The 12,513-nt window shown below is 58.6% G+C and carries 10 protein-coding genes; 5 read left to right on the forward strand and 5 right to left on the reverse strand.

The features are described from left to right. Positions 1–73 precede the first annotated feature (73 nt). Positions 74–685, reverse strand: coding sequence for a spore coat protein (locus tag ACFFK0_RS01665; RefSeq protein ID WP_377467998.1), 612 nt, complete (start codon positions 683–685; stop codon positions 74–76). Positions 686–767: 82 nt separating this feature from the next. Further along, the gene (locus tag ACFFK0_RS01670; RefSeq protein WP_377468000.1) at positions 768–1,244 is read right to left on the reverse strand and encodes a phage lytic cycle repressor MrpR family protein; all 477 of its coding nucleotides are present in this window, start codon (positions 1,242–1,244) and stop codon (positions 768–770) included. A 188-nt stretch (positions 1,245–1,432) separates the two neighbouring features. Here ACFFK0_RS01670 and ACFFK0_RS01675 point away from each other — a divergent pair, with 188 nt between their 5' ends. The 4 genes from ACFFK0_RS01675 to ACFFK0_RS01690 all read left to right on the forward strand — a co-directional run bounded on the left by ACFFK0_RS01675 (position 1,433) and on the right by ACFFK0_RS01690 (position 6,967). Next, positions 1,433–2,092, forward strand: a complete 660-nt coding sequence (locus ACFFK0_RS01675) for a Bax inhibitor-1/YccA family protein (RefSeq protein WP_377468002.1) — start codon at positions 1,433–1,435, stop codon at positions 2,090–2,092. Positions 2,093–2,319: 227 nt separating this feature from the next. Next, the gene (locus ACFFK0_RS01680) at positions 2,320–2,595 is read left to right on the forward strand and encodes a YqzE family protein (RefSeq protein WP_377468004.1); all 276 of its coding nucleotides are present in this window, start codon (positions 2,320–2,322) and stop codon (positions 2,593–2,595) included. A 596-nt stretch (positions 2,596–3,191) separates the two neighbouring features. Then, entirely contained in the window at positions 3,192–6,215 is a 3,024-nt protein-coding gene (locus ACFFK0_RS01685; RefSeq protein WP_377468007.1) for a DEAD/DEAH box helicase, read from the forward strand. A 53-nt stretch (positions 6,216–6,268) separates the two neighbouring features. Further along, the gene (locus tag ACFFK0_RS01690; RefSeq protein WP_377468009.1) at positions 6,269–6,967 is read left to right on the forward strand and encodes a tyrosine-protein phosphatase; all 699 of its coding nucleotides are present in this window, start codon (positions 6,269–6,271) and stop codon (positions 6,965–6,967) included. Between the two features lie 83 nt (positions 6,968–7,050). Here the strand turns inward: ACFFK0_RS01690 and ACFFK0_RS01695 are convergent, their stop codons facing one another. The 3 genes from ACFFK0_RS01695 to ACFFK0_RS01705 form a co-directional block, all read right to left on the reverse strand. Further along, positions 7,051–8,130: a hypothetical protein gene (locus tag ACFFK0_RS01695; RefSeq protein ID WP_377468012.1), complete on the reverse strand. Its 1,080-nt coding sequence runs from the start codon at positions 8,128–8,130 to the stop codon at positions 7,051–7,053. 114 nt (positions 8,131–8,244) lie between these two features. Then, positions 8,245–9,564 carry a YqhG family protein gene (locus ACFFK0_RS01700; RefSeq protein ID WP_377468014.1) on the reverse strand — a complete coding sequence of 440 codons (1,320 nt, stop codon included), beginning with the start codon at positions 9,562–9,564 and terminating at the stop codon, positions 8,245–8,247. Continuing rightward, positions 9,561–11,381 carry a DEAD/DEAH box helicase gene (locus tag ACFFK0_RS01705; protein WP_377468089.1) on the reverse strand — a complete coding sequence of 607 codons (1,821 nt, stop codon included), beginning with the start codon at positions 11,379–11,381 and terminating at the stop codon, positions 9,561–9,563. Before ACFFK0_RS01705 ends, ACFFK0_RS01700 begins: the two co-directional genes overlap by 4 nt. Before the next feature lie 242 nt (positions 11,382–11,623). On the opposite strand from ACFFK0_RS01705, the gene lipM reads away from it, so the two are divergent. Then, on the forward strand, positions 11,624–12,466 hold the full coding sequence (gene lipM, locus ACFFK0_RS01710; protein ID WP_377468017.1) for an octanoyltransferase LipM: 843 nt from the start codon (positions 11,624–11,626) through the stop codon (positions 12,464–12,466). Positions 12,467–12,513 lie beyond the last annotated feature (47 nt).

A 12,513-nucleotide genomic window follows, 5' to 3' on the forward strand; every position in this document is an offset into this window, starting at 1 on the left:
ACCGTCATGTGTCAATGCGAACACAGGAAAAAGACGGAAGGAGGAGGTCCTTCCGTCTTCACGGTGACAATGGCTAATGGGAGTGAAAATGGGTTTGATACGGCTGCTGCTCCGAAGCTTGCTGAATGCCTTGCGTCATCGTCCACATCGTGTGATTGGCGAGCTGGGGTGTCGGGTAAAATCCGCGGTAATTCATGTATTGGTATATTTCATAGGACATTTCCTGACAAATGTTTGCGCACGTCGCGTGGTAGCGGCGAATGTGCTCGTCGACGCATTCCAGCGTTTGGCGCATCGCATTGACAGCTCCGTTCTTATGAATCTGCAGCGCTAGCGTGGCAATGGTCATGTCGGACAGCTCGGTTGCGTTCGGATTCGGCTGCGTCGCCATTTGCTGGCGTTCCATGCCCGTCTGAGGCTGCTCGTAAATCCGGAGCTGAGGCGTATGGGGCAGCATCGAGGCCGCACGCCCTTGGACCAGCTGTACGCCATAGTTGTAGCTTTCCAGCATCCTGCGCTGTTGATTGTACAAAATATCTTTCAAATGCGTATCCTTCGCCATGGCGAACAAAAGTCCGTACAGCTCAAGGTTCGCCGCCTTCGTCCGCAGCTCCTCCTGGGTCTCCAAAAACTCGTGGGCGGCATAATTTCGGTAATACGACTGCTCATTTTGCTGCGTGTACATGTAAATCCTCCGATAGCTAAAGTGTAGTTGCCTTCCAGCAACACTTTAGCGTTGCCCAACCCCTCTTGCTCGTATGTATGCGTCAGGAGACCAGATCGATATCGGTGCTTGACGCCATCGGAAGGTTGAGCTTTGGATCGAGCTCGGTCAGCTTTCTGAGCCGGGTGTAGACGGTCCGCAAACGCACGGACGCCGGGTCCTGGATGAAAGCTTCTTGCCCGACATGATCCCACAGACTGAGCTTGATTACATACTCGCTGGGCTCGAGCTTTAGCTCGTATGCCGAGCCGTCCGGCAGCTTGGCTGGATAACTCGTTTGCTGGAGCGCTTGCTGTAGAAGTTGAATGCAGATTTTGCTTACGGGATGGTACCGGATGCCTCCTTTTCGCTGCGGAAGCGATAGCATCCGTGTGCCTTCGTCAATCTGCCCCCTTGTCAGCTCGGCGATTTCTTCTGCCGTAATGCCCTCTAACATCAAGATCAGGACGACGGCATCCTGCGGACAAACAGCCAACTTGTCAACAATAACCCCATACTCCGTTTCCAATCGTACTGCCATTCACTATTTCCTCCCAATACAGTAGTGCAGTTTGCTCTCACACATGTCGAATATTATGTATAAGCGGAGACAAACGATTGTACATTATATACAAGTCTTCTAGAAACATGACAAAGTATTTAAGATTGAAAGCGTTGCAGCTGTCGGTTACAATTATTTTGAAGAAAGACGATAAGGAGTGAACATACATGTACATGCAAAGAACCATCACAGGGGCGGAAGTGGGAAGCCTCGGGCACATTTTACAGACGTTCGCTACGTCGCTGCTGGTCTCGTTCGTGGGAATGATGATTGGCGCGATGGTCATTCCGCCGCAAATCATTCCGCTGTTTATTTTCATCGAGCTGGGGATGCTTATTGCAGCCATCGTCATGCGGATGCGCGGCAAGATGATCGGCTATCCGTTCCTGTACATCTTTACGGCGGTAACCGGCGTCGCGCTGTACCCGGTCATTATGGCCTACGGCAGCCAGCTGGGCGCGAACGTCGTATCCGGCGCATTCCTCGCTACGGCGGCTATATTCGGCGGCCTGTCGCTCTATGCGGCGCGTTCGAAGCGCGACTTCAGCTTCCTGGGCGGCTTCCTTGTTGCGGCGACGCTCGGCCTGATGCTCATGGGCATCATGAATTTGTTCCTGCCGTTCGGCAATATGATGTCGTTCATTTTCTCCGGCATCGGCGTCGTCGTATTCAGCGGCTGGGTACTGTACGACATCGCGCAATATCGCGACGGCGTTCACGCATCGGAAGTGCCGATGGCGGCGCTCAACATTTTCCTAGACTTCATCAACCTGTTCTTGTACCTGCTTCGCTTCATCGCCTCGATCGCCGGCTTCAGCCGCGATTAATCGGTGTATAGCAGGAAACCCCGGAGCCCGCTCCGGGGTTTTGTCGATTTTGGCTAATTTCGCTCCGGTGGAGTTGAAGCTCAGGTTAGATGCCGAGCAATCAGCGCTGCATCCCGTACCGGCTTATAGCCGTAAACGCACTCGTCCTTGCGTATGGCGTCAGTCGCTGATTTTTCGTTTAGGCGGGCGGCATTCGGGCTACACTGGAAAAGGGAGGTGAACCGTCGATGGCCAAAAGCGATGAGCTGATCAAGTACATTACCCAGAGAGTCGTCACGTATATCGACACCCCGCGGGACGAGCGGCTGAAGGTGAAGGAGACCATCAAGGGGAAGCGCGGCCGCTGGGATGTGCATTGGTTCGGCATGCTGCCGCTGGCGATGGGGATGTGGTTCAAGGAAACGCGCAGCGCTTGGCAATCCTTACGCAAACGTGCAGCGCGGTGGAAAGACGGTACCGGCAAGGTGAGCAGGGAGGAAGAACGTGCCGGCAACGGTGGATGAAGAGGCGCCTGATCGTTGGAGAGACGAGAGGGTGCTTTTTTTAATAGGCAATTGTTTGATTCGGCCATGGCCAATCCAATCTTCGGGTGGCTTAGGCGTTTGAGCTTGGTACAGTATCGTCGACAAACCTGCTGTTGTATCGTTGACTTAGCGGAAAAACTCCCTCTATTTCGGCGAAAAAAGGCGATTGTCGTACTTTAGACGGAAAACCTCATCCTAATTTTTGTGAAAAGCCGATTTGCACAGAATTGTGCGCATGTAAGCGGAACCATTCCGCTTAAAGAACCAAAAATGGATGATTTCTCAAATGTAAGCGTAAGATTTCCAGTTAATTACGTTGATCAAAAGTTTATCGGGACTTCAAGACACTTTGTTGGCTGTATATGCCGAAGAAGAGTGTTATTTTTCACATCGAATAGTATGGTACTCGTTCATATAAGATCGATCACGACATTGCTGCAAAAAATGTTATCGAAAAATCCGCCTGACGTAACAGTCATGGCTATCACGCTTAAGAAGAGAAACGCCGGCGTTTTGTTACTTCAGAGCGAATTCTGCTATCATAATATTATATAGGTTACTAGGAAGGTACTGCTATGAGCTACGATGAAGAGCAACAAAGCGCCCGTTCGCGGGGCAAATCGTATACGTCGCTGCTGTATCCACATGGGGAGACGCCTGTGGACGACGAAGGGCTGGTGCGGGGCATTCTCGGACTGTTCGGCAGCGGCAGGTCATCGCGTTCGACAGCCGGCAGGTATATTGCCGATACGAGAACGACGCTGGCGGTGGAGTTCACCCTAAGTCCGATTGCGGCCGGAAGCCGAAGAACGATGCTAGGGATTGACATGAAAATCGGGCCGAAGCGGTTGTACATCGTGCAAAAGCTGAGAGAGTTCCTGCGCGCCGTCGAACGGGGGCAAGCGTTTCCGATCACCAAAGGGTTCGTCTATGATCCTGCGAAGCATGTTCTGCTGCCGGAGGATCATGCCGTCGTACGCAAGCTGATCGATCTGATGAACCATGAAGAGTGGTACTACGACTCGGTTAACCTGTCAAATGGGGGTATGGCCCGTACGGCGGGAGACCGGACCCTTACGGTACCGCCGGATGCCTGGGAGGAGCTGATTCCGCTTGCCGCCCAGTCGCAGCATGCGCTGCTGGAGCATGGCGGTGCGGCGTATCCGACTTTCCTTGTCGCGGATGAACCGCTGCCGCTCGAGTTTCGGCTCGATGAGCTGCCGGAGGAAGGCTGCCGGTTAACCGTCCGCGGGCTGGAGCAGATGACCGTTCTGGAAGCTTATGGTCTTGCTCTAAGCGGACATCGCCTCTTCCGCATGGAGCCGGAGCAGGCGAGGCAGCTGGCGGAGCTGAAGCAATTGCTCGAAAGAGCGGACCAGCAGCATGTCGAGATTTTATCGGGGCAGCTCGATGCTTTCGTAGAGAAGGCGATTCCCGGCTTGATGAAGCTGGGGAATGTGCGAATCGCGCAAGCGGTGACGGATCGGATCGTCGTCCTGCCGTTGAAAGCGCGATTGTACCTGGATCGGGTGAAAGACCGGCTGCTCGCGGGGCTGGAATTTCAATACGGCGACATTGTGATCGATCCGCTGAATACCGAGCACAGCCGGCGCGGCGAGCGGCGCATTCTAATGCGCGATGGAGACCGGGAAGGGCGCATAATGGAGCTGTTGGAGCGGGGCGGCTTTGTTCAGACGGCGGGCGGCTTCTTTATCGACGACGAGGAGACCGAATACGGGTTTCTGTATCATATCGTTCCCGAGCTGGAGAAGCTTGTTGACATTTACGCGACATCGGCAGTCAAAGCGAGACTGGTGACGGATTTGAAGCCGCCGCGGGTGACGGTCAATGTGGATGAGCGGGTAGACTGGCTCGAGATCCGTTTCGATATGTCAGGAATCCCGCAATCGGTCATCCGCGACATCGTGAGTTCGCTGGAAGTCAAGCGCCAATATTACCGGATGCCGGAAGGAGCGCTGCTCCCGCTCGAAAGCGCGGAGTTTCAAGATTTGGTGCGCCTGCTGAACGAGCTCGGTGTCCGCAAAGGCGACTTGAACGCGAACATGGAGCTTCGGGTTCCGGCCGTACGCGGACTGCGGCTGCTGGAAAGCGAGCCAAGCTACGGTTCTTCGGTAAAAATCGGCAAGTCGCTGCGAGAGCTGCTGGAGCATCTGCGGCATCCCGAGCGATTGGATTTTCCCGTTCCGGCAAGTCTCGAATCCGTACTGCGCGACTACCAGAAGTTCGGCTATGGCTGGATGAAGGCACTGGCTCACTACGGCTTCGGCGGCGTGCTGGCCGACGATATGGGGCTGGGCAAGACACTGCAGAGCATCGCCTATCTTGTATCCGAACTGCAAGATATCCGCGACCGCGGAGAGCCGGCGCTTATCGTGGCTCCAGCGTCGCTGACGTACAACTGGCTGAACGAGCTGCGGAGGTTCGCTCCCGAGGTGCGCGCGGTCGTCGCGGACGGGGAAAGGCAGGAGCGAAGCCATAAGCTGACGCGCGAAGCGATCGGACAAGCGGATGTCATCATTACGTCGTATCCGCTGCTGCGGATCGACGCCGAGCTGTATGCGGGGCGAATGTTCCATACGTTCATTCTCGACGAGGCGCAGGCGTTCAAAAACGCTTCGACCCAAACGGCACAGGCGGTTAAGGTGATTCAAGCGAGGCAGCGGTTCGCTCTAACCGGCACACCGATGGAAAACCGGCTGGAGGAGCTGTGGTCGATCTATGCGGTTGTGTTCCCGGAGCTGTTTCCGAACAGGAAGCGCTTCGGCGAGCTGTCCCAGGAAGAGGTGGCCAGACGCATACGTCCGTTCCTGCTGCGGCGCTTGAAGAGAGATGTGCTGAAGGAGCTGCCGGAGAAGATCGAATCGATGGCGGCATGCGAGCTGCTGCCGGAGCAGAAGCAGCTGTATGCGGCTCACCTCGCCAAGCTGCAGCACGACGCGTACAAGCATTTGAACGAGGACGACTTCGGTTTTCAGAAGAACCGGATCAAAATTTTGGCCGGTCTTACCCGCCTTCGCCAGCTAATCTGCCACCCCGCTCTGTTCGTCGAAGGCTACACGGGCAGCTCGGCCAAATTCGAGCTTTTGTTCGAGCTTGTCGAGGAGTGCAGGGCGGCGGGGAGGAGGCTGCTCGTCTTCTCCCAGTTTACGGAAATGCTCGACTTGATCGGCCGCGAGCTGGCGTACCGGGGCGTGTCGCATTTTTATTTGGACGGGCATACTCCGGCAGCCGAACGCGTACAGTTATGCAGCAGGTTCAACGAGGGAGAGCGCGAGCTGTTTCTCATTTCGCTGAAAGCCGGCGGCACGGGGCTGAACTTGACCGGCGCCGATACGGTCGTGCTGTACGATCTGTGGTGGAATCCGGCCGTCGAGCTGCAGGCGATGGACCGGGCGCACCGGATCGGCCAGAAGAACGTCGTGCAGGTCATCAGGCTTATCGCTCAGGGGACGATCGAGGACAAAATGTACGAGCTGCAGCAGCGCAAACGCAGACTGATCGACGATGTCATTCAGCCGGGCGAAGAGGCGCTTTCCGGATTGACGGAGCAGGAGCTTCGCGAGATTTTAACGATATGACGGTTACAGACAGATAGGGCGTTAGGGAGATAGGGAGAGGAGACGGGAGACCTATGATCGATATTCATTGTCATATTCTTTGGGGCGTCGACGACGGGGCGAGCGATCTAGAGGAATCGGTACAGATGGCACGGGTTGCTGTGGAGGAAGGCATCAAGACAATCGTGGCGACGCCGCATTTTACGAACGACTTGATGGTAAAGATCGACGTGGTCCGGCGCAAGGTGCAGGAGCTGCAGGCGACGCTGGACGAGCTCGGCATTCCGCTGACGCTGAGGGCGGGAAACGAGATCCGGCTGGAAAGTGCGGATTTCGTCTATCGTTACGCGGAGCAGGGTACGTTCGGATATCTCGATGCGGAGCGGCGATACGTGCTCGTGGAGGAGCCGTGGGGCGGTTATTTGCCGGAATCGCCGGACATCGTCCGGTGGTTCGTGAGCCGGGGCACGACGCCGATTATCACGCATCCGGAGCGGCATCCTTTTTTTCGTGAAAATCCTGCTTTGTTGACGGCACTGCTCGAGCTCGGCGCCTGGACGCAGGTGTCGGCCGACAGCTTGCTCGGCAAGAATGGCGATGATGCACAGGCGTTCGCGGTACAGCTGCTGAACGAGGACCGGGTGCATACGCTGGCGTCGGACGCGCATAACATCCGGCGCAAGCCGAACCTCGGGGAAGGGTTCCGCCGGATTCGCGAGCACGCGGGCGACGGCAAGGCGGACGCGATCCTGGAGCGGATGAGCCGCATCTAACCGCATAGACGTAAAAAAGGGAAAAGCGTTCCGAGCGTTGCTCGAGAATGCTTTTCCTATATGAGGAAGAGGAGAAACCAAAGTTAAGGGTAAAATCTTCCGACTCCGCCGAGTGAGTCGTAGCGGATATAGCGGACGCCGTCCTGATCGACGGCCATATACGAGTCGCCGGGCTTGCTCCAGACGTGGTAGCCGATAACGGCAAGCGGTACGGTGACTTTGCCGTCGTACAGCTCCGCGACGTAGAGGAGGCGCGATTTGCCGGAGAGCGTTTTCTTCACGCTGTCGAAGGAAGCGAGGCTGAGCGGCTTGCCCGTTACCCAAGTGATCCGGTCGTACGGATCGAACTCAGGGAGCAGCGCCTTAGCCTGCACTTGGGCGGCTTGGTCGGGTTGACCGGTTAGGCCGGGGGTGCCGGCTTTGTCGGCTGCCGGTTTGTTTCCGGTGTTGGACTTCGGGAACAGCGTCTCGTCCGCCGGGAGCTTCTCACCGGTCTTGGCATCCAAATAGACGACCTCGCCATTCAGCGTCAGCTTCCATAGGGCATGCATCGGTCCGGCGTACAGCCGCTCTTTGCGGCTTAACCGGTCGTTCAGAAATTCGGCCAGATTCATGGAAGAAGGAATGAGTTCCTGCTGCACCAAAGCTTGGTACAGCGTCGTTAAGCTGAACAGAGGACGCGGGCCGGTTCCGTATTCAATCAGCTTGAATGTGCCTTCCGGCGAAGCGCCGACGATCATGTAGCCGACCTCTTTGCCGCCCTCGACGAACAGAACGATGTAGCCGTGCGTGCCGGGACCGAGCGGATAGCTCGTCCAGCTCGCGTTCTTCCAGGCGCTGAAGCCGCTTTCGCGGGCGAGCGCCTGGCGCCACCGGTCGATCGAATCGTCGAGATCGACCGCCGGCTTCGCCGCCGCTGACGCAGGCGGCGAGTCTTGCGCCGCGGCGGCTGCAGCGGCGCTTTCCGGCGCCGGCTGCTCCGCAGGCGCCGATGGCTGGGGCGCGGCAGGCGGTTCGGCTGCCGAGGCTGGTTCGGCCGCCTGCACGGCAGCGGCCGGAGCGGCGGCGGCGTCCGCCCCGGGATCGAGGTCGGACAGCGCCGGAAGGGCGAAGGAGAAGCCGACTGCCAGAAGCAGGGCGGCTGTCCAAAGCGATGGTCGCATCCGTTACGTCACCTACCATTCTATGCTTTGATTGTACTAGCTATGTCATAAAAAGGTTGTTGTTTGTTGTCCTATGGAATTTAGGAACTTTTAGCGACTGGCGTCAGCTTATGCCTAAGTTTGGGCAGCTTCGGCCTGCAGATGAAAGAAACCGCAGTTGATGACGGAAACTTCGATGCGCGGCCGGTATTGCCAGTCGATTTCCCGCTTGCGGTTGTCGTACTGCGCTTCGATATCCGGCTTCTGCTCGGGGTCGGCGTTCTGCAGCAGCGTTCCGTAATAGGCGTCAATCCGCTCCAGCTCCTCCCGCAGATGTTCGCCGGCCAGCTCGGCCCATCTGTGGTCGTAGCTCCGCACGGTTTGCTCCACGTGCGCTTCCAGACGCGCCGCCGCTTCGCCGTACGGCAGCACGTCCGGAAGCAGGCGAATGTTGTCCGGCAGCCGCGCGGTCAGCTTGCGCTTCAGCAGCTCCTCCTCAAAGAAGCGCTCGCGGATGATCCCGGATGCAAGCCCGATCGCCAGCGAATGCACCTCACTCCGCTTCATATCGCAGACGAGCTCGACCTTGAAATTGACGTGCAGCCACGTCTCATAGGCAGGCGCGCGTCCATTCGCCGTTTCGCGGGGCTCCTCGAACATCCGGACGAAGCGCCCCCGCGTCTTCGCCGATTGGAACAGCTGCTGCAGCCTGCGCGAGCCGAACGTCACGTCGTCCGTCGGCACGCGGGCCGTTACCGTAGTCGGCACGAAGCCGAAATAGCGGCCAAGAATGCTGTCCGACGTGCCGGGGGCGCCTTGCACCGCGGAGACGACCGCGCCGGTTCCCGGAGCGGGTGGTCCGCCGATGCCAGGGCGCGAGGCAGGTGCGGAGGGCCCCATTTGGCCTCCCGGGGCTGAGCGATATCCGGCAGCTGTCCCGGACGATACGGCAGCTCCGGATGTCCCGGATCGCGCAGCAATCCCGCCTGCTCCCACCACACCGGCACCCGAGGCCGAACCGATACCCGAGGCCGAACCGGCACCCGTAGTCGCCGCGGCTCCCCCGGTTGGGCCAGCCGCACCTCCGCCCGCCGCAGCGCTGCTTGCAGAACCGCCGCCGGCAGGGGCCGCACTCGCGAGCCCTGCTGCGGAACCTTGCGCCCCCGGCCCGGCAGCGGGCTGTCCCGGCTGACCGGGCCGCCCGCCGCCCGAGAACGGCTTCGCTGATTTCAAGGCTTGGTAGGCGGGCGGGTCGAAGACGAACGTCATCGTCATCGTTTCCGCCGGCGCGCCGGTGCGCTCCACGAACCCCCAATAATACGCCCGGTTCGTCAGCTCCTTATCGGCCTCAACCGATAGCTTGACGGTGACATGGGTCGGCGCCTTCTCCACAATGTCGCATTGATACGCTTCCAAATAAGCATGCACGAAGCTGCGGATTTGCTCGGCATTCATCGGTCCGCGCTCACCTCCCCGGAGCCGGCTGCTTGGCCTCCGCCGCCCGCCGCAATTGGGACAACGGCCCCGCCTACGGCGTCCAATAAACCGGAGAACGGCTGATCGGCGGTTTGTTCCGTTTCTTCGCATACCGCACGGAATTCGTTGCCGAGCTCGTCGAGCCGCCGCCGCAGTTCGTCATCGGAGCGGGACTCCATCGCCAATTTGAACAGGGAGGTTTCCAGCGACGTCTTCTTGTCGAATCGCTCCAGAATCGTGTCCAGCTCGCCGATGACCGCTTCGAACATGTTGATTTTCTCGTGCAGCAGGGAAAGGATATGCTCTTCGATGGTCCGCTTCGTTGACAAGTTGTAAATTTTCACGTCATGCTGCTGGCCGAGCCGGTGCACGCGCCCGATCCGCTGCTCGACGCGCATCGGGTTCCACGGCAGATCGAAGTTGATCATGTGATGGCAAAATTGCAGGTTGATCCCTTCGCCGCCGGCTTCCGTCGCGACCAGCACCTGCGCCCGGCTCTTGAACAGATCCATCATCCAGTCCTTCTTGCCGCGGTTCATTCCGCCCCGGTACGGAACGGCGATCAGCTTCGCTTCTTTGAAATAGGAGAGCAAATACTCCTGCGTGGCGCGATATTCCGTGAACACAATGACCTTGTCGTTAATTTCGCGGATAAGCTCCATCGCCTTCTCGGCCTTTGTGTTGGCGGTGATCGCCTTGATTTTGCTCACAAGCTCCCAGATGCGGGCGCGCTGCGGCGAGTCCTCGGCCGTCTTCTTGAACAAGTTGACGAGAGTGATGAACACGGCGTCGCGCGACGAGCACACTTCCCGCTGCAGCGTGACGAGCGCCAGCATCGAGGCGATATCGCCTTTCGTTTCTTCGTATCGGGTCCGGACGAAATCGGTCACGCCGTCGTAAAGCGCCTGCTCTTCGGGAGACAGCTCAAGCTCCACGTTGCGAACGATCCGTTTGGTAAAATGCACCCCGCCGTCGCCCCGCCGGTTGCGGATCATCACCTTGGACAGCTCCTGCTGCAGCAGACCTTCGTTCTTCGGCGTCCGCTTGGACAGCACGAAATTGGACTTGAAGTTCGTCTGCGCGCCGAGCTGACCGGGCTTGAGCAGCGTAATCAAGTTGTACAGCTCCTTCAGATCGTTCTGAATCGGCGTGGCGGTGAGGAGCAGGCAATATTTTTTGCGGAGCTCGGTTACGAACTGATAGTTGGTCGTTTTTTTGTTTTTCAGCTTGTGCGCCTCGTCGATGATGACCATATCGTAGTCGAGTCCGAGTACGATATCGCGGTGCGGATCGCGTTTGGCCGTGTCCATGGAAGCGACGATAATGTCGGTAGACTGCCACATATACGATTTCTTCTGGGCGGCGGCGGGAATGCCGAACTTCTGGTTCAGCTCGCGCACCCATTGCAGGACGAGCGAGGCGGGGACGAGAATGAGCGCCCGCTTGACCAGCCCGCGCACCAAATATTCTTTAAGGATAAGTCCGGCTTCGATCGTCTTGCCGAGTCCCACCTCGTCGGCGAGAATGGCGCGGCCGCGCATGTCGTACAGCACCCGCTTGGCCGTCTCGATCTGATGCGCCATCGGCGTCAGCTCGGTCACGTACCGCAAACATTGCAAATCCTCGAAGCTGTGGATGAGCTCCGACTGCTCCGCTTCGTAAGCCAGCTTGAACATGGCCCATGGATCCCAAGGCCCGCCTTGGTCGCTCCGGCTCTGCAGCTCCTGCAGCAGGCTGCGGTCCATATGCAATTGAAGCCCATCCTGGATCGGGCGGACGCCCGGTTGAAGCATCATGTCGCTCATGGTGTCCTCCTGAGTCGGAATGCTGTGCGGCTTTCGCAGATTTACTTGTTAGTATGTACCAGCGGAGGTGCTTTCATAACTTGGAAGCGCGGAAGCCGTAGGTCATCGGTTTCGAGTGCGGCGTTTGCTTCGGCCCCGGGTGTATGTCTGTGCGTCGTTCGCCTTCACAAGCGTTGGCGGATTTAGTAAGATTAGAGCATTCCCGGATTGGGCTTGGTAAAGGAGAAAGACGAATGAGCGATACGTGGCGGTTTGTGCATACGGGTCATCAAGGACCCGCTTATAATATGGCGGTTGACGAGGCGATTTTGACGGCAGTAAGCGAGGGCAGCGTGCCTCCGACCGTGCGGTTTTACGGCTGGGCGCCGGCGACACTGTCGATCGGCTATTTTCAGAAGTCGGCGGAGCTGGACTTCGATGCGATCGCCCGCGAGGGGGTAGGGTTCGTGCGCCGTCCGACGGGCGGCCGTGCGGTGCTGCACGATATGGAGCTGACGTACAGCATCATCGTGCCGGAGTCGTACCCGGGCATTCCGGCGAATGTGACGGAGGCGTACCGCGTGCTCAGCGAAGGGCTGCTGCGCGGGTTTCAAGGGCTCGGGCTCGACGCCCGAATGGTGTCGCTGGCCACGGAAGAGGAGAAGACGCAGTATGCATCTGCCGGCTCGGCGGCATGCTTCGATTCGCCGTCCTGGTACGAGCTCGTCGTGGAAGGGCGCAAGGTCGCCGGCAGCGCCCAGACCCGGCATAAGGGCGTTGTCCTGCAGCACGGATCGATTCTGCTCGATATGGATGTGGACCGGCTGTTCCGGCTGCTGACCTTCTCCAGCGAGAAGGTGGCGGAGCGGATGAAGCGCAGCTTCACGCAGAAGGCCGTCGCCATTAACGATGTTCTGCGGGAGATGGGGCGGCCGGCCGCCCGGCTCCCGGATGTGGAGGCGTCGTTTCGCGCAGGCATCGCCGAAGCGCTCGGCGTTACGCTGGCGGACGGGGAGCTGAGCGGAGCGGAGCGGGCGCTGGCAGCGAAGCTTGCGGCCGAGAAGTACGGCACGGAGGAGTGGAACAGACGGCGATAGAACGCTGCCTGCCGGAAACGAGGGAATCGGCAAGGCGCGGTTGCGGG

It is taken from the genome of Paenibacillus chartarius (assembly GCF_042432825.1).
GTDB lineage: Bacteria > Bacillota > Bacilli > Paenibacillales > NBRC-103111 > Gordoniibacillus > Gordoniibacillus chartarius.